The organism is Streptomyces macrosporus, from assembly GCF_039533145.1.
Classification (GTDB): Bacteria; Actinomycetota; Actinomycetes; order Streptomycetales; family Streptomycetaceae; genus Streptomyces; species Streptomyces macrosporus.
Genome location: NZ_BAAASZ010000003.1, coordinates 250,720 through 266,872 on the forward strand (window position 1 = coordinate 250,720; position 16,153 = coordinate 266,872).

General features: G+C 74.6%; 17 protein-coding genes. 6 read left to right on the forward strand and 11 right to left on the reverse strand.

Going from position 1 to position 16,153, the window contains the following annotated elements:
* Positions 1–179: 179 nt before the first annotated feature.
* The 3 genes from ABD335_RS01550 (at position 180) to ABD335_RS01560 (ending at position 3,301) form a co-directional block, all read left to right on the forward strand.
* Positions 180–1,316: a carboxylate-amine ligase gene (locus ABD335_RS01550; protein WP_344320150.1), complete on the forward strand. Its 1,137-nt coding sequence runs from the start codon at positions 180–182 to the stop codon at positions 1,314–1,316.
* Entirely contained in the window at positions 1,313–2,359 is a 1,047-nt protein-coding gene (locus tag ABD335_RS01555; RefSeq protein WP_344320151.1) for an iron-containing redox enzyme family protein, read from the forward strand. Before ABD335_RS01550 ends, ABD335_RS01555 begins: the two co-directional genes overlap by 4 nt.
* Before the next feature lie 414 nt (positions 2,360–2,773).
* The gene (locus ABD335_RS01560; protein ID WP_344320152.1) at positions 2,774–3,301 is read left to right on the forward strand and encodes an HIT family protein; all 528 of its coding nucleotides are present in this window, start codon (positions 2,774–2,776) and stop codon (positions 3,299–3,301) included.
* Here the strand turns inward: ABD335_RS01560 and ABD335_RS01565 are convergent.
* On the reverse strand, positions 3,223–3,462 hold the full coding sequence (locus tag ABD335_RS01565) for a CDGSH iron-sulfur domain-containing protein (RefSeq protein WP_344320153.1): 240 nt from the start codon (positions 3,460–3,462) through the stop codon (positions 3,223–3,225). The two genes, ABD335_RS01560 and ABD335_RS01565, sit on opposite strands and share 79 nt — an antisense overlap.
* Complete coding sequence (locus ABD335_RS01570; RefSeq protein ID WP_344320293.1) at positions 3,446–4,111, reverse strand: HemK2/MTQ2 family protein methyltransferase; 666 nt, start codon at positions 4,109–4,111, stop codon at positions 3,446–3,448. Before ABD335_RS01570 ends, ABD335_RS01565 begins: the two co-directional genes overlap by 17 nt.
* Before the next feature lie 143 nt (positions 4,112–4,254).
* On the opposite strand from ABD335_RS01570, the gene ABD335_RS01575 reads away from it, so the two are divergent.
* Entirely contained in the window at positions 4,255–5,445 is a 1,191-nt protein-coding gene (locus ABD335_RS01575; RefSeq protein ID WP_344320154.1) for a zinc-dependent alcohol dehydrogenase, read from the forward strand.
* Between the two features lie 84 nt (positions 5,446–5,529).
* On the opposite strand, the gene ABD335_RS01580 is transcribed toward ABD335_RS01575, so the two are convergent.
* The gene (locus tag ABD335_RS01580) at positions 5,530–5,814 is read right to left on the reverse strand and encodes a DUF6343 family protein (protein ID WP_344320155.1); all 285 of its coding nucleotides are present in this window, start codon (positions 5,812–5,814) and stop codon (positions 5,530–5,532) included.
* Positions 5,815–6,002: 188 nt separating this feature from the next.
* Here ABD335_RS01580 and ggt point away from each other — a divergent pair, with 188 nt between their 5' ends.
* Positions 6,003–7,886, forward strand: coding sequence for a gamma-glutamyltransferase (ggt, locus tag ABD335_RS01585; protein ID WP_344320156.1), 1,884 nt, complete (start codon positions 6,003–6,005; stop codon positions 7,884–7,886).
* Between the two features lie 24 nt (positions 7,887–7,910).
* Here ggt and mnhG read toward each other — a convergent pair whose 3' ends face one another.
* The 8 genes from mnhG to ABD335_RS01625 all read right to left on the reverse strand — a co-directional run bounded on the left by mnhG (position 7,911) and on the right by ABD335_RS01625 (position 14,695).
* Positions 7,911–8,312: a monovalent cation/H(+) antiporter subunit G gene (mnhG, locus tag ABD335_RS01590; protein ID WP_344320157.1), complete on the reverse strand. Its 402-nt coding sequence runs from the start codon at positions 8,310–8,312 to the stop codon at positions 7,911–7,913.
* The gene (locus tag ABD335_RS01595) at positions 8,309–8,575 is read right to left on the reverse strand and encodes an MrpF/PhaF family protein (RefSeq protein WP_344320158.1); all 267 of its coding nucleotides are present in this window, start codon (positions 8,573–8,575) and stop codon (positions 8,309–8,311) included. The genes mnhG and ABD335_RS01595 overlap by 4 nt, the downstream gene beginning before the upstream one ends.
* Positions 8,572–9,168 carry a Na+/H+ antiporter subunit E gene (locus tag ABD335_RS01600; protein WP_344320159.1) on the reverse strand — a complete coding sequence of 199 codons (597 nt, stop codon included), beginning with the start codon at positions 9,166–9,168 and terminating at the stop codon, positions 8,572–8,574. The genes ABD335_RS01595 and ABD335_RS01600 overlap by 4 nt, the downstream gene beginning before the upstream one ends.
* The gene (locus tag ABD335_RS01605; protein WP_344320160.1) at positions 9,165–10,706 is read right to left on the reverse strand and encodes a Na+/H+ antiporter subunit D; all 1,542 of its coding nucleotides are present in this window, start codon (positions 10,704–10,706) and stop codon (positions 9,165–9,167) included. The genes ABD335_RS01600 and ABD335_RS01605 overlap by 4 nt, the downstream gene beginning before the upstream one ends.
* On the reverse strand, positions 10,703–11,074 hold the full coding sequence (locus ABD335_RS01610) for a Na(+)/H(+) antiporter subunit C (RefSeq protein WP_344320161.1): 372 nt from the start codon (positions 11,072–11,074) through the stop codon (positions 10,703–10,705). The genes ABD335_RS01605 and ABD335_RS01610 overlap by 4 nt, the downstream gene beginning before the upstream one ends.
* Positions 11,071–13,977, reverse strand: a complete 2,907-nt coding sequence (locus tag ABD335_RS01615; RefSeq protein ID WP_425583521.1) for a Na+/H+ antiporter subunit A — start codon at positions 13,975–13,977, stop codon at positions 11,071–11,073. The genes ABD335_RS01610 and ABD335_RS01615 overlap by 4 nt, the downstream gene beginning before the upstream one ends.
* Positions 13,978–14,114: 137 nt before the next feature.
* Positions 14,115–14,315 (reverse strand): DUF2180 family protein, encoded by a 201-nt coding sequence (locus ABD335_RS01620; RefSeq protein WP_344320163.1) that lies wholly within the window; start codon positions 14,313–14,315, stop codon positions 14,115–14,117.
* On the reverse strand, positions 14,312–14,695 hold the full coding sequence (locus ABD335_RS01625; protein WP_344320164.1) for a hypothetical protein: 384 nt from the start codon (positions 14,693–14,695) through the stop codon (positions 14,312–14,314). Before ABD335_RS01625 ends, ABD335_RS01620 begins: the two co-directional genes overlap by 4 nt.
* Positions 14,696–14,983: 288 nt before the next feature.
* On the opposite strand from ABD335_RS01625, the gene ABD335_RS01630 reads away from it, so the two are divergent.
* Positions 14,984–16,117 carry an NAD-dependent epimerase/dehydratase family protein gene (locus ABD335_RS01630; RefSeq protein ID WP_344320165.1) on the forward strand — a complete coding sequence of 378 codons (1,134 nt, stop codon included), beginning with the start codon at positions 14,984–14,986 and terminating at the stop codon, positions 16,115–16,117.
* The last annotated feature ends 36 nt before the right edge of the window (positions 16,118–16,153 follow it).

The following is a 16,153-nucleotide window of genomic DNA, read 5'->3' on the forward strand; positions in this document are numbered from 1 at the left end:
GTTTCCTTCCGTGCATTCGTCATGGATCGACCGCCGTCCGGAGCGCGTCCGGCGCGTTCGGGGTGTGCTCCGCCACCGTGTCCGGTCACACCGGGTGCGGGTCCCCTGCGGTACCCGTGACCACCTCCGGGAAACCCCTCGTTCGTTTCACCGCGCGGGCCGGGGGTACTCACACTGCCGTGACCAGGGACGGAACCGCCGGGGGACTGACCATGGGGGTCGAGGAGGAGTTCCTCCTGGCCGACCCGACGACCGCACGCACCGTGCCCGGTGCGCAGGCGGTGCTGCGACGCGTGCGCAAGGACGCCGCCACGGCCGACGGCTCCGGCGTCAAGGCCGAGTTCCTCGCCACCCAGGTGGAGTCCGCGACCGCGGTGTGCACCACGTTGGAGGAACTGCGCGACCGGTTGACGGCCGACCGCGCCCGTCTGGTGGACGCCGCCCGCGAAGAGGGCCTCCACCTGCTGTCGAGCGGTACGGCCGTGGTGAGCGACGGACGGCCGCCGGTGGCCGAGGGAGAGCGGTTCCGGCGCATCTCGGAGGTCTTCGCCGACGTCGTGGACGACTACGAGGTCTGCGGCTGCCACGTCCACGTGGGCGTGCCCGACCGGGAGACCGCGGTGGCCGTGGTCAACCGGGTGCGCCCCTGGCTGCCGACGCTGCTGGCCCTGTCGGCGAACTCCCCCATCTCCCACGGTCGCGACCACGGCTACGCGAGCTGGCGCATGATGGAGCAGCGGCGCTTCCCCACCTCCGGGATGCCGCCCCGCTTCGCCGACGCCGCCTCCTACGACGCGGAGGTGGAGCGGCTGGTGTCCTACGGCACGCTGATCGACGACCGGATGAGCTTCTGGCTGATGCGCCCCTCGCCGTGGCTGCCCACGGTCGAGTTCCGGGTCGCGGACGCGGCCGCCACCGTCGACGACGCCGTGCTCCAGGCCGCCTTGGGGCGGGCCCTGGTGCGTCGGGCCCTGGCCGACCTGGAGGCGGGGCTGCCGGAGCCGGAGCTGGACGACCGCGCCGCCGCGGCCGCGGTGTGGGCCGCGGCCCGGTACGGGCCGGCGGGCGACGCCGTGGACCCGCTCACCCACGTCCGGAAACCGGCCGCGGAGCTGATCGACGCCCTGTTGCGGCACGTTCGACCCGCTCTGGAGGAGACCGGCGACACCGAGACCGTGCGGACCCTGCTGGCCGCGGTGCGCCGGGACGGCACCGGAGCCGACCGCCAGCGGCGCGCCTGGGAACGCGGCGGGCCCCTGGCGGTGGTGGAACTGCTGGCGAGCCTGACCGACGCGAGGGAGCACGAGGACACATGACCACCACCCCCCACACCCCCACCGTCACGTCCGCCGCCGACGCCGCCGCGCTCCCCCGGCCGCGCGGCGAGCTGAGCGCCACGGTGCTGGACGCCCTGGCCTCCCCGCCCCCCGGACGGCTGCCGGCCTCCCTCGGCCGGGCGCCGGCGGACGCGGACCCCTACGGCGACGACCTCCAACTGGCCCTGTACGTCTGCTACGAGCTGCACTACCAGGGCTTCGCGGGCGTGTCGGCCGAGTGGGAGTGGGACCCGGCCCTGCTGCGGCTGCGCGCCGAGCTGGAGCGGGTCTTCCTGGACGCGCTGCGCCGCGACACCCTCACCGGCACCCCCTCCGACTCCGACGTGACCGCCGCGCTGGACCCGCTGCTGGTGGAGCCCGCCGAGGGCGGCGGGGTCTCGGACTTCCTGCTGCGCGAGGGCGCGTGGTGGCAGATGCGCGAGTACATCGCGCACCGCTCGATCTACCACCTCAAGGAGGCCGACCCGCACGCCTGGGTCATCCCCCGCCTCGACGGCCAGGCCAAGGCGTCGCTGGTGGCGGTGGAGTACGACGAGTTCGGCGGGGGCCGCGGCGAGCGGGTGCACGCGCGGCTGTTCGCCGACCTGATGGCGGGCGCGGGTCTGGACCCGTCCTACCTGCGCTACCTCGACGACGTGCCCGCCCCGGCCCTGGCCACGGTGAACCTGATGTCGCTGTGCGGGCTGCACCGGGCACTGCGCGGCGCGCTGGTGGGCCACTTCGCGGCGGCCGAGATCAGCACCGCCCCCAGCGCGCGGAAGATGGCCCGGGCGCTGGAACGGATGGGCGCCGCGCCGGAGTGCGTGCTGTTCTTCACCGAGCACATCGAGGCGGACGCCGTGCACGAGCAGGTGATGCGCCGGGACGTCATCGGCGACCTGTTGGAGCGCGAACCGGGACTCGCCGCGGACGTGGTGTTCGGCATCCGGGCCACCGAGCTGCTGGAAGGGCGGTTGGCGGACCACCTGCTGAACGCCTGGCACCGGAACGCGAGTTCGCTGCGGCGCCCGCTCGACGCCTGACGCCTCGTCGGGAGCCCGTCGGAGGACGCCGGAAAACCGGACGCCGGAACGGTGCGTCCGGTGTCAGGATGGCCTCCGTCGCGAAGTTCCGTGGAGGGAGGCCGGGTCGGGGTACGCGCTCCAAGCGGTCGTCGCACACGAGGAGTCGTTGCGCGCCGCCGCGCGCGAGCTGCCCACCGGCCGACCGGCACACCGAGGACCGGCTCTCCCCCGACGACGGACCGCGTCCGTGACCCGTCACCGCCGCGCGGGGACGGCGCGCTCCCACGGTCCCCTCTCCCGTTCCGGACCGGCTCCCCGCGCCGGGCCGACGAGGAACGCGAGCGCGTTGCGGGGGCCGGGGCCGGCCGACGCCTTCGGGATGCCCCTCGCGCCGACGACCGCGGGGCGGGAACGGGAGAGCGGGGTGCCGGGGTGAGCGACTGCGTGTTCTGTGCGATCGGCCGGGGCGGGACCGACGCGGACCTGGTCGCGTACCGGTCCGGGAACGTCCGTGTCGTCCCGGCGCTCCTGCAGCGGGAGAACAACCCCGGCCACACGCTCGTCCTGCCGGTGCCCCACGTGACCGGCCTGGACGGGACGCCGCCCGGCCTCCTGCGGGAGGTCTTCGAGGTCGTCGCCCGGGTGGTGGCCGCCGTGCGGGAGGCGTACGGGGCCACGGGAAGCACGGTGGTGCAGAACAACACCGCGCCCGGCCGGGTCCTCCACCACCTGCACGTCTCCGTCGTCCCGCGGTTCGAGGGCGACGCGTTCCGCATACCCGAGCCCGGCCTGTCGGAGGCGCCGCGGGAGGTGCGGCTCGCACGCGCCTCCGCGCTGCGGCGGGTACTGGCCCGGGGGGCGTGGGACGGAGACGTGTCCCGTCAGTCGCCGTCCCCGTCCGTGTCGGCCGTCCGGGTGCGGCGCTCCTTGCGACGGTGGCTGGTGTCGCACCACGGGTAGCGCCGGCTGCGACGGCAGGCGCACACGGCGACCACGAAGCGGTCGGAGCGGACGGTGCGGCCGTCGGGGAGGTCCACCTCCACCGGGCCCTCGACGAGCACCGGCCCCTCGGGGTCGATCACCACGCGCCGGGCGCGTGGCCGTTCAGGGTCGGTCGGCACGGATCACCACCAGTTCCTCGGTGCGCCGGCCCGGAGGTATCAGCCCCCGCGCCTCCAGCCAGGCGGCCCGTTCGCGCAGCACCGGACCGAACGGGATGAGGCTGCGGGCCACCACCGCGGACTTCAGCCCCTCCTCGCGCAGCAGGGCGAGTGTCGTCTCGATGCCGCACAGTTCGGAGTGGACCAGGAGCAGGGCGCCCCCGGGCTCCAGCAGCGAGGGCGCCGCCGCGCACAGCCGGTCCAGGACCGCGCGGCCGTCCGGCCCGCCGTCCCAGCACATGGCGCGCCCCCGCCGGGGCGGTTCGGGGTTCGGGGAGGGCACGTACGGGGGGTTGGCGAGGACCACGTCGAAGCGGCGGCCCTCCTCCGCCTCGGCCACGGCGTCGGCGAGGTCGCCGCGCCGCACCGTCATCGGCAGCCGGTGCAGCCGGGCGTTGCAGCGCGCGGCGAGCACGGCCCGGGGCGAGGCGTCCAGCGCCACGGCCTCGGACGCGCCCATCCGCAGGGCGGCCATGGCCAGCACGCCGGTGCCCGTGCAGAGGTCGAGGACGCGGGAACCGGGGGCCAGCGAGGCGTCCTGGAGGGCCTGCCTCAGCAGCCAGGTGTCCTCCTGCGGCGCGTACACCCCGGGGGGCCTGATCAGCAACATACTCACCGCGTACCTCTTTTGCCGCGTCCCTAACGCGCCTCCTCGCCGCCGCCCTCCCGCTCCCCCGTCCCGGCGCGCCGCGCGGCCGACTGAGTCGCCCGTACGGGGGTACCCGGCCGATCCCGAGCAGGAGGTGGAGATCCATGAAGGCAGTGGTCTGGCACGGTCGGCGCGACGTACGGGTGGACGAGGTGCCCGACCCGGTCGTGCGCGAGCCCACGGACGCCGTGGTGCGGATCACCTCGTCCGGGCTGTGCGGCTCGGACCTGCACCTGTACGACGTGCTGACGCCGTTCATGACGGAGGGCGACGTCCTCGGCCACGAGCCGATGGGGATCGTGGAGGAGGTCGGCTCCGAGGTGGAGCACCTCTCCCCCGGCGACCGCGTGGTGATGCCGTTCCAGATCGCCTGCGGCACCTGCTACATGTGCTCCCAAAACCTCCAGACGCAGTGCGAGACCACCCAGAACCGCGAGCACGGCACGGGCGCCTCCCTCTTCGGCTACACCAAGCTCTACGGCGCGGTGCCCGGCGGGCAGGCGCAGTACCTGCGGGTGCCGCAGGCGCAGTACGGGCCGATCAAGGTGCCCGAGGGGCCGCCGGACGACCGTTTCCTGTACCTGTCGGACGTGCTGCCGACGGCCTGGCAGGCCGTGGCGTACGCGGACGCGCCCAAGGGCGGCACGCTGGTCGTGCTGGGGCTGGGGCCCATCGGCGACATGTGCTGCCGGATCGCCCTGCACCAGGGCGTGGGGCAGGTGATCGGGGTGGACCTGGTGCCCGAGCGGCTGGAGCGGGCCCGGGCGCGCGGCGTGGACGTGCTGGACCTCACCGAGCACGACGGTGCCGGCGCGGTCGCCGACGCCGTCCGCGACAGGACCGGCGGGCGCGGCGCCGACGCCGTGATCGACGCGGTGGGCATGGAGGCGCACGGCAGCACGGCGGCGGCGCTGGCGCAGAAGTCGGCCGGGCTGCTGCCGAAGAAGGTCGCCGAGAAGCTGATGACCACGGCCGGCGTGGACCGGCTGGCCGCCCTCCACCTGGCCATCGACGCCGTGCGGCGCGGCGGCACGATCTCGATCATCGGCGTCTACGGCGGCATGACCGACCCGCTGCCGATGCTGACCCTGTTCGACAAGCAGATCCAGCTCCGCATGGGGCAGGCCAACGTGCGGCGCTGGGTGCCGGACATCATGCCGCTGCTGACGGACGACGACCCGCTCGGCGTGGACGACTTCGCCACCCACCACATGCCGCTGGAGCGGGCGCCGGAGGCGTACGAGATGTTCCAGAAGAAGGCCGACGGGGCGGTGAAGATCGTCCTGCGTCCCTGAGGGACCCGCCGGGGCCTCGCCCCCGGCTCCGCCCCGCCACCGGGCGGGGCCTTCCGATCGGGGCGGCGCGGGCGCACCGGGCCGTCAGCGCCCGCGCCGTCCCTCCCGCTCGCGTCCGCGGCGGGCCAGGACGACGACCAGGTCGATCACCCCGATCAGGGTCAGCGCGGCGCAGATCCAGGCGATCGTGCTCAGCGAGTCCGAGCTGGGGCTCTCGTTCGGGCCGGCCCGTACCGCCCACAGGGCGAAGAAGACCGTCCCGGCGAGGAAGACGGGGGTGTAGAGGACGGACAGCAGCAGCCTCAGTTTCAGGGCGCTGCGGGCCGTCACGGGTTCGGTACCGGTGCGCGACCGGCCGGGAATCCGCATCGTCGACACACCTCCTGTGGCTCGTCCCGTGGCTCGATCCGGTTCGGCCGGCCGGGTACCCGGCGCCGTTTCCCGCCATGCCCGGACGTCCTCGCCCGTCGGCGCGGCACTGTTGCCCCGGACGCGACGGGCTGTCAGGGTTTCGTCGTCCGGCAGTTCGAGCGTCCCCGTCAGGCCACGGAGGCTCCATGCCCGTCGTCCCCGTCCGCGTTCCGCGCCCTCCCCGCTTCCGCCGTCCCCGGCGCCGCGGTGCCGTCACCGCGGCCCTGTCCCTGGCCCTCTCACTGGCCCTGCCGCTGCTGTCGCCGTCCGCCGTCGCGGCCGACTCCGGCCGCGAACCGCCCGCCAAGAGCCCCGTGGCGACGGGCCGCGGCGGGGCCGTCTCCAGCGTCAACCCGTACGCCTCGCGGGCCGGGCTGGACGTGCTGCGCGCGGGCGGCAACGCGGTCGACGCCGCCGTGGCGACCGCGGCGGCGCTCGGTGTCGTCGAGCCCTACTCGGCGGGCATCGGCGGTGGCGGTTACCTGGTCTACCACGAGGCCCGCACCGGGCGGGTGCACACCATCGACGGGCGGGAGACCGCGCCGGCCGCCATGGGGCCGGACGCGTTCGTCGACCCGGCCGATGGCAGACCGATCCCCTTCGACGAGGCGGTGAACTCGGGACTGTCGGTGGGCGTTCCGGGCACCCCCGCGACCTGGGAGGCGGCCCTGGAGCGCTGGGGCACCGTCCCGTTGGCGAAGGCGTTGCGGCCGGCCACCTCGATCGCCGAGCGCGGCTTCGTCGTGAACGAGGAGTTCCGCGCCCAGACCGCGCTGAACGAGGACCGCTTCCGCGACTTCACCTCCACCGCCGAACTGTTCCTGCCGGGCGGCGAGCTGCCGAAGGTGGGCTCGGTGTTCCGCAACCCCGGCCTCGCCGACACCTACCGGCTGCTGGCCCGCGAGGGCGCCGACGCGCTCTACCGGGGGCCGCTGGCCCGCGAGATCGTCCGCACGGTCCAGCGCCCGCCCGTGGCGCCCGGCGCGGACCGCACGGTGCGGCCGGGGCTGATGACCACCGCCGACCTGAACCGCTACCGCGTGCTGCACCGGAAGCCGACGACGGTGGAGTACCGGGGCGTGGAGGTGTACTCCATGGCCCCGTCCTCCTCCGGCGGCACCACGGTCGGCGAGGCGCTGAACATCCTGGAGAACGTCGACCTGGGAGGGATGGACCGCGTCCAGGCGCTCCACCACTACCTGGAGGCGAGCCGCATCGCCTACGCCGACCGCAACCGGTGGGTGGGCGACCCGGCGTTCTCCGACGTGCCCACCGAGGAGTTGCTGTCGGAGGTCTTCGCCAAGGAGCGGGCCTGTCTGATCGACCCCGACCGGGCGCTGACCAGTCCGCTGGCGCCCGCCGACCCGCGCGACCCCGCCTCGTGGGACTGCGCCGCGGGCCGGGGCGCCGACGGAGGGCACGAGGGGCCGTCCACCACGCACCTGGTGACCGCGGACCGCTGGGGGAACGTGGTGTCGTACACGCTCACCATCGAGCAGACCGGCGGTTCGGCGATCACCGTGCCCGGCCGGGGCTTCCTGCTCAACAACGAGCTGACGGACTTCGACTTCACGCCCCTGTCGGCGACGGTGGACGGTCCGAACCTGCCCGGCCCGGGCAAGCGCCCGCGCAGCAGCATGGCGCCCACGATCGTGCTGGAGGACGGCCGGCCGCTGCTGGCGCTGGGCTCGCCGGGCGGCTCCACCATCATCACCACCGTGCTCCAGACCCTGGTCAACCGGCTCGACCTGGGGATGACGCTGCCGCGGGCGGTCGCCGCGCCGCGGCTGTCGCAGCGGAACACCACCACCACCCTGGCCGAACCGGCGTTCCTGGACTCCTCCGCCGAGCGCGCGCCGCTGGAGCGGCTGGGGCACCGGTTCGTCCTTCCGCCCGACACCTTCACCCCGGCCCCGGAGATCGGGGCCGTCGCCGCGCTCGAACTCCTCGACGACGGGCGGATGGTGGCCGTCGCCGAGCCGGAACGGCGGGGCGGGGGCTCGGCGATGGTGCTGCGTCCGGCCCGCTGAGCCGGCCCGTCCCCGCGCCCGGTCTCACTCCCCGCGCCCCCGGTCGTCGCCGGCGCCCCCCTCGGCGTCCGGCGGGTCCGGGGGCGCGAGCCGTCCGGCCAGCTCGTCGGTGAGCAGGGTGGCGCGGTCCACCGCGCCGGTGCGGTAGGCGACGCGGCCGACGACCTGGCCGGTGACGGGCGCGGTGAACAGTTGGAAGAGCGCGATGAGCAGCAGCAGTCCGGCGTACGGGAGCGGCACCCGGACGGCCGCGCCGAGCAGGGCCAGCAGCACGCCCAGGGTCTGGGCCTTGGAGGAGGCGTGCAGGCGGGAGACGGTGTCCGGGAAGCGCAGCAGCCCGATGGCGCCCAGCAGGCAGAAGACGGCGCCGGTCAGCAGCAGCACGGCCGAGACGGTGTTCGCGACCGTCTCCGACAGGTCGCTCATCGCAGGTCCTCCCGCTCCCCGATGAGCCGCGCCGCCGCCGTCGACCCGATGAAGCCCAGCAGGGCCAGCACGATCAGCACGGGCGCGAACGTGGTGTACTCCCACACGGCGATCCCCACGCAGGCCCCGGCGACGACCAGCGACACCAGGACCTCCAGCGCCACGATCCGGTCCAGGGCGCGCGGGCCGCGCACCAGGCGGACCAGCACCAGCATCCCGACGGCCGAGAGCAGCGCCAGGGCGACGACCGCGACGGCGCTCACCGCGGCCCCTTCCCGCGTCGCCCGTCCCGCCGGAGCAGGGACCGCCGGTCCTCGGCGGTGCCGAAGGCCCGTACCACCCAGCGTTCGGCGTCCCTGACGTCCCCGCGCTGGTCCTCCGCCTCCGCCGCGTCGCGCACGGGCAGGGCGTGGACGTAGAACAGCCGTTCCGCCCGGTCGATCTCCAGCACCAGCGAGCCCGGTGTCAGCGCGGTCGTCTGGGCCGCGGCGGTGACCAGGAGGTCGTTGTCCACCTCCAGCCGGGCCTCCAGCACCGCCGCCCTCGCCCGCGGCCCGCGCAGCAGCGCCTCCCGGGCCACGGTGAGGGCCGAGCCGACCAGGTCCACCAGCAGGTGTCCGACCATGGCCACCGCCCACAGCGGGTGGACCGTCAACCGGTGGGTGTGCGGGGGCAGCGGGAAGAGGAGGAGCACCAGCCCCGCCACCACCAGCCCGGTGACGAGCACGACCGGACTCACCGATCCCCACAGCACGATCCACAGCAACCACAGCCAGACCAGCAGCCGCCACCGCCGGACGGCCTGGCGCGGCAGGCCGCCCCCGCCCCGGTCGGCGGAGGTCTCCACGGACTTCATCGATGTCCCCTTCCTCCGGCGCCGCGGGGGTCGTCGGACCGGTCCCCGAGCACGGCCTCCCGGTACGCGTCACGCTCCATCAGGTCCACCGCGGCGCGCTCGCCGACCCGTGCCACCGGCTCGGCGCCCACCGCCACCAGCACGCCGACCAGCACCGTGCCGGTGGCGGCCCCGATCATCAGCCGCGCGCGGACGCCGCGCCTCCGTACGGCGGGCGGCCGTTCGGGACCCGCGGCGAACACCGCCCGCCACACCTTGGCCATCGCGTACAGGGTCAGGAGGCTGGTGAGCAGGGCGGCGGCCACCAGGGTGAGGGCGGCCGCGCCGCCCTGCTCCACCCCGGCCCGCAGCAGGACGAGCTTGGCGACGAAGCCGGAGAGCGGCGGGATGCCCGACAGGCTGAGGGCGGCGACCAGGAACAGTCCCGCCAGCACCGCGGGCGGCGGGGCCGCCCGCGCCAGGGCCGGCAGCTTCGCGCTGCCGCCCCAGCCCGTCACCATGCCGGCGATCAGGAACAGCGCCGCCTGCACGGCGATGTGGTGCATGGCGTAGAGGATGGTCCCGGTGATCCCGGTGACGGAGTACAGGGCGAGCCCGAAGAGCATGTAGCCGATGTGCCCGACCAGGACGAAGGACAGCAGCCGGTTGAGGTCCTGCTGGGCGATGGCGCCCAGGGTTCCCACTAGCAGCGTGACCGCGGCCGCGATCAGCAGGGGCGTCCAGGGCTCCGTCCGGGGGAAGAGCAGCGTCTGGGTCCGCACCATGGCGTACAGGCCGACCTTGGTCAGCAGCGCGGCCAGGACGGCGGTGATGGGGGCCGGTGCGGTGGGATAGCTGTCCGGCAGCCAGAAGTGCAGCGGCACCACGGCGGCCTTGATGCCGAACACGATCAACAGCAGCAGGCTGAGCACGGTCCGGAGGCCGTCGGGGAGTCCGGGCATCCGGTCGCCCAGATCGGCCAGGTTGACCGTGCCGGTGGCGGCGTAGACCAGCCCGATGGCGGTGAGGAAGAGCAGCGACGACAGCAGGCTGGTGATGATGTACGTCATTCCGGCCCGGATGCGGTTCTCGTCCGCGCCCAGGTTGATCAGCACGTACGAGGCGGCGAGCATCAGCTCGAACGCCACGAAGAGGTTGAACAGGTCACCGGCGAGGAAGGCCAGGCAGACCCCGGCCGTCAGCAGCAGGTAGGAGGGGTGGAAGGGGGCGTGGACGGGGTCGCCGCCCTCGGTGCCGCTCTGTCCGATGGCGAAGAAGAGCACGGCGAGCGTCACCGCCAGGGCCACCGTCAGCAGCAGCGCCGACAGCCGGTCGACCACCAGGGAGACCCCGGCCGGGGCCGGCCAGCCGCCGACGGCGAGCGCCAGCGGACCGTGCCGGTCGGCCAGCACCAGCAGGACCACGGCGGCCACCAGCATCGCGGTGAGCACCCCGATGCCCAGCAGCCGCTGGGTGTCGGGGCTGCGCCACACGGTCAGGGAGAGGCCCGCCACCAGCACGGGCAGCAGCACGGGCGCGAAGAGCAGCCAGTCGGTCACCGTTCTCCCGTCTCCTCTCCCAGCCTGCGGTCCTCGACGTCGTCACGGACCTCGTCGTGTCCGAGCAGGTACCAACTGCGGTACACCATGGCCAGCAGCAGGACGGTGACGCCGAAGGTGATGACGATGGCGGTCAGGGCCATGGCCTGCGGCAGCGGGTCGGCGAACGCCTCGGCCTCCCGGCCCTCCCCGGTGACCGGGGGTCTGCCCGGTGGGCCGGCGGCCAGCAGCACCAGCAGGTTGGCGGCGTGCCCGAGCACGAGGAAGCCGAACAGCAGCCGCATCAGGGAACGTTGCAGCAGCAGGTGGAAGCCGACGGCGAACAGTCCGCCCACCACCACGGCCGCCGTCAGGTCGAGTACCGTCATCGGCCGCGGCTCCCGCGGTCGCCGGGCGCCCCGGGCGCGTCCCCGCCCGTCTCCACGGTCTCCTCGACGGACACCTGCAACGGCCCCACCGCGGTCAGCAGCCTCAGGCACACCCCGACGACCAGCAGGTAGACCCCGGTGTCGAAGACCACGCTGGTGGTCAGCTCGAGGTGGCCGAACACCGGCAGCGTCCCGCTCAGCAGGGCACTGGAGAGCGGTTCACCGCCGAAGGCGATCGGGGCCAGTCCCGCTGCGGCGGCCAGGGCCAGTCCCGCGCCCGCGATGACGCGGGGGTCGGCCAGGCGGTGGAAGGCGGCGTCGACCCGGCCTCCGACCAGGTGGCGCAGGGCGAAGGCCTGCCCCGCCACCAGTCCTCCGGCGAAGCCGCCCCCGGGGCGCAGGTGGCCGGAGTAGAGCAGGTGGACCGAGAACACCAGGACGGCCGGGAACAACACCCAGGTGACGACCTCCAACAGCATCGAGCGGTCGTGGGCGGGCAGGCGCCGTGCCTCCGGCAGCCACTCGCCCCGCGGCACGTCCCAGCGCGCGGTCCCGGGGTGCCGGTCCGCGGCCGGAAGCCTGCTCCGGATCGTGCGCGCCCCCGCGCCGCGCATGCCGCGCAGGGTGAGCAGGGAGCCCACTCCGATGGCCGTCACCAGCAGCACGGCGATCTCGCCGAGGGTGTCCATGGCCCGGAAGTCCACGATGATGGCGTTGACGACGTTGTGGGCGCCGGCCTCCTTCACGTGGGCCGTGTAGTAGGCGGACACCTCGGGCTCCCTCCGGGCCGCCGAGGCGACCATGGCGAGCAGTCCGACGAGCACCCCGGCCGCCACGGACAGCGCCAGCCGCAGCCGCCGGATGCGAAGCGTGCCGGGCCGGGTGCCGAATCGGGCCGGCAGGCCGCGCAGGACCAGGACGATGATCACCAGTGTCAGCGTCTCGACGAGGAACTGGGTGAGCGCCAGGTCCGGCGCACCCTGCACCAGGAAGAACCCCGCGACTCCGTACCCGACCACTCCCGCCAGCAGGGCCGCGGACAGCCGGCGCCGTACGCGGGCGAGGGCGAACGCCGCGGCCAGCACCACCACGGCGAGCGGAACCTGGACGGCCGAGGCCCACAGCGGCGGGACGGTCAGCGGCGAGTCCCTCAGCAGCAGGGCGGTGCCGGGCACCACCAACACGATCGCCAGCATCACGGTGAGGTAGGCCGGCAGGGAGCCGACCTGGACGTGGCGGGTGAACCACACGGCCGCCCCGTCCAGCCCGCGGCGCAGCCACCGGTAGCCCTCCTCCGCGTCGGGCAGTCGGGGCAGCCGGGCCCGCACCACGGCCAGGGCGGAGCGGTCGCGGTGGAGGAGCAGGCCCACCGCCAGGGTGCCGGCGGAGAGGACGAGGGCCGGAGTCACGCCGTGCCAGAGCGCGAGGTGGTAGGGCTCCTGGAGTTGCGGCATCCGGGCCGCGTAGGGATCGGTGAGGGCCTCGGTGCCGGGGTACCACACGCCCATCGCCAGGGCGGCGGCCACCAGGACGGCGATGGGCACCGCCATGCCCGGGGCCCGGTCGGCGGCGTCGTCCGCGGGCGGCGACCGCACGCCGGGCTTGTCGGCGAAGGCGCCCCACAGGAAGCGGGCCGCGTAGGCCACCGTCAGCGCCGACCCCGCGGTGAGCGCGGCCAGGATCCACTCCTCGCCCGTCCCGGAACCGATCCGGACCGCCTCCCAGAAGGTGTCGAAGTACGCCTCGTGACCCAGGTAGCCGACCAGCGGGGGCAGCCCGGCCATGGAGGCGGCGGCGAGCGCGGCCATCGCCAGCAGCACCGGCCTGCGGCGGCCCAGACCGGACAGCCGTCCCAGGTCGCGGGTGCCGGTGTGGTGCTCGATCAGCCCGGTGACGAGGAAGAGCGCGGACTTGAAGGTGGCGTGCGCCAGGAGCATCACCTCGCCGGCGAGCACGGCGTTGCGGGTGCCGTACCCGAACAGCGCGATCAGCAGGCCGAGTTCGCTGATGGTGCCGTACGCCAGGACGCGCTTGAGGTCCCTCTCCCACAGCGCCCGCCACGCGCCGAGCAGCAGCGAGACCAGGCCGACGGTGAGGACCAGGGGCCGCCAGGGCGCGACGTCGGCGAAGCCCGGGGCCAGCCTGGCCGTCAGGTAGACCCCCGCCTTGACCATGGCGGCCGCGTGGAGGTAGGCGCTCACCGGGGTGGGCGCCACCATCGCGGCGGGCAGCCAGCCGTGGAAGGGCAGTTGCGCGGACTTGGTGAAGACGCCGACCAGGACGAGCACCAGCGCGGCGGGCACGTACCCGCCGCTCGGGGGGTCGGCGACCAGTTCGGAGACGCGGTAGGTGCCGGCGGTCTCGCCCAGCATCAGGAAGCCGAGCAGCATCGCCAGACCGCCGCCCGTGGTGACCACCAGCGCCTGCTCGGCGGCGGCGCGGTGCCCCCGGGTGCGACCGCGGCCCGCGATGAGCAGGAACGACACCACGGTGGTCAGTTCCCAGAAGACGTAGAGGACCAGCAGGTTGTCGGCGGTGACCAGGCCGAGCATCACCCCGGCGAAGAGGAGCAGCAGCGCGGACTCGCGACCGTGCCCCTCCTCGGTGTAGCGGGCGGAGTAGACCAGGACGGCGGCTCCGACACCGCTGACGACGAACACCATCAGCAGCGAGAGCGCGTCCAGCCGCATCACGACCTCGAGGCCCAGCGAGGGCGCCCAGGAGAGGTGTTCGAGGGGTGCCCCGCCGTCCAGGACGGTGGGGGTGAGCGCCGCGGCCCGGATCAGCACGGCCAGGGGCACCAGCGCGGCGACCGCCCAGACGGCACGGCCGATCCGCGCCGCGAGGGCGGGAAGGGCGGCGGCCACGACGGCGTGGGCGGTGATCAGAACCAGCAAGGGCACTCCAGGATCAACCAGGCGTAAGCATACATATCACTACACTTACCGCGCGGTCGTGCGGCCGCCCTCGGCACGGCCGCGCCGAGCCCGGTTCTCCTCGCCGTCTCCCGCCCGGAGGGTCCGTCGGATGTGACCCGGTGTCAGCTCTCGGCCCGCGCGCACACCTCGCACAGCGCGCGACGGGCCTCCGGTCCCTGGGTGACCTGGCCCATGCCCCGCGGTTCGTGGACGAGCTCGGCCTCGATCCTCAGGTGTTCGGGGCACATCCCCACGTGACAGCGCGAGCACACGGCGATGGCGGCGGTGGTCCGACCCCCGGAGCGGCATTCGTAGCAGTTCATGGCAGCGGTCCGTTCTCGTCCAGGGTCCGCCCGCGCAGCCCGAGCGACTCCTCCAGCTCACGGATCCGCGCGTCGAGCCGTTCGGCCCGGGCGGCGCGCTCGTAGGGGGTGAGCGGAGGCCGCCGCATGATGACCAAGGCGGCGCAGCGGTAGAAGAAGTAGGCCGGTACGACGATCGGCCACGCCAGGCCGTAGAGGAAGGCCGTCGAGGCGGCCACCGACTGGCCCTGCCGCCGGAAGCGTTCGACCGGGTCCTCGTCGGCGTGCCAGTCGCGCTCGAGTTCGATGATCCGGGCGCGCTCGATGCCGTATCCCACCCGAGCCGTCACCAGAGCGGCCGTCAGATATCCCGCTAACAGAGCCAGGAGGCCGACCAGCATGCCGCACCTTCCCTCCTTCCGCGTCTCGCGCAGTACCCCGCGCGCGGGGGCGGAAACACCGATTGTGTGTGGGTTCCGGGCCGTCGCTCGGCCCGGTGGCGGGGTGGGGGTCGCGGTCGCCCGGACGCCGGGCGGATCGTTTCCCCGCCGGACACACGGGTACCCAGCGCAGCGCCGTCCGCACGTGGGGAGACGCGGGACGGCGGAAGCACCCGAAGGGCGAACGGTTCGAAGGACGCACATCCGAAGGACACGGCGCGGCCGGGCCGCGCGAGGGGAGATGGCGAGATGAGCGAGCGGGACGAGGCGACGGGCCTGCGCGTGGTGGTCCTGGGCGCCACCGGCAACGTGGGCACCTCGGTGCTGGCGCGGCTGGGGGACGACCCCGGCATCGCCTCGGTGCTGGGCATCGCCCGCCGCGTGCCCCTGTGGACGCCCCCGAAGACCCGATGGGCGAGCGTGGACATCGGGGCCGGCGGCGACGGCCGGCCCGACGGCGGCGGCGACGACCGGATGGGGCAGGCCGTCGAGGAGCGGCTGACGGACCTGTTCCGGGGCGCGGACGTCGTGGTCCACCTGGCCTGGCTGATGCAGCCCATGCGCGATCCGCTGACCACCTGGCGCACCAACGTGCTGGGCACCGGCCGGGTGCTGCGCGCGGTGGCGGCGGCCGAGGTGCCCGCGGTGGTGTACGCCTCCTCGGTGGGCGCCTACTCCCCCGGGCCCGGGGACCGGCCCGTGGACGAGTCGTGGCCGACCCACGGCGGCCGGCCGGACGCCGCGTACTGCCGGGAGAAGGCGTACGTGGAGCGGCTGTTGGACGGCTTCGAGCGCGACCACCCCGGAATCCGCGTGGTGCGGATGCGGCCCGGCTTCATCTTCAAGCGGGAGTCGGCGAGCGAGCAGCGGCGGCTGTTCGCCGGGCCGTTCCTGCCCCAGCGGCTGGTCCGGTCCGCCCTGGTGCCCGTCGTGCCGGACCTGCCGGGGCTGCGCTTCCAGGTGCTGCACACCGAGGACGCCGCCGAGGCGTACCGGCTCGCGATCGTCCAGCCGGTGCACGGCGCCTTCAACCTGGCCGCCGACCCGGTGGTCGACGCGTCCGTGCTGGCCGACCTGCTGGGCGCGCGGGTCGTGCGGCTGCCGCTGGGACCGGTGCGGGCGGCGGTGGCCGCCGCGTGGCGGCTGCGGCTGGCGCCCGCCGCGCCGGAGCTGTTCGACGCGTTCCTGCGGCTGCCGGTGATGGACCGCGGCCGGGCCGAACGGGAGTTGGGCTGGACCCCGCGGCACTCGGCGCGGGAGGCGCTCCGGGACCTGCTGCGCGGCATGCGGGAGGTCGCGGGCGCGCCGACGGCCCCGCTGGCGCCCGTGGCCGAGGGCGGACGGCTGCACGAGATCGCCACCGGGGTGGGCGCCCGGCCCTGACGCGCCGCCCCACGAGGCCCCACGGGCGGGGGCGCC

Bases quoted from the DNA above. Each gene is read 5' to 3' on its own strand.
- ABD335_RS01555 (WP_344320151.1), top strand. From the start codon at position 1,313: ATGACCACCACCCCCCACACCCCCACCGTCACGTCCGCCGCCGACGCC.
- ABD335_RS01570 (WP_344320293.1), bottom strand. From the start codon at position 4,111: ATGTTGCTGATCAGGCCCCCCGGGGTGTACGCGCCGCAGGAGGACACC.
- ABD335_RS01575 (WP_344320154.1), top strand. From the start codon at position 4,255: ATGAAGGCAGTGGTCTGGCACGGTCGGCGCGACGTACGGGTGGACGAG.
- ABD335_RS01580 (WP_344320155.1), bottom strand. From the start codon at position 5,814: ATGCGGATTCCCGGCCGGTCGCGCACCGGTACCGAACCCGTGACGGCC.
- ggt (WP_344320156.1), top strand. From the start codon at position 6,003: ATGCCCGTCGTCCCCGTCCGCGTTCCGCGCCCTCCCCGCTTCCGCCGT.
- mnhG (WP_344320157.1), bottom strand. From the start codon at position 8,312: ATGAGCGACCTGTCGGAGACGGTCGCGAACACCGTCTCGGCCGTGCTG.
- ABD335_RS01600 (WP_344320159.1), bottom strand. From the start codon at position 9,168: ATGAAGTCCGTGGAGACCTCCGCCGACCGGGGCGGGGGCGGCCTGCCG.
- ABD335_RS01610 (WP_344320161.1), bottom strand. From the start codon at position 11,074: ATGACGGTACTCGACCTGACGGCGGCCGTGGTGGTGGGCGGACTGTTC.
- ABD335_RS01620 (WP_344320163.1), bottom strand. From the start codon at position 14,315: ATGAACTGCTACGAATGCCGCTCCGGGGGTCGGACCACCGCCGCCATC.
- ABD335_RS01625 (WP_344320164.1), bottom strand. From the start codon at position 14,695: ATGCTGGTCGGCCTCCTGGCTCTGTTAGCGGGATATCTGACGGCCGCT.
- ABD335_RS01630 (WP_344320165.1), top strand. From the start codon at position 14,984: ATGAGCGAGCGGGACGAGGCGACGGGCCTGCGCGTGGTGGTCCTGGGC.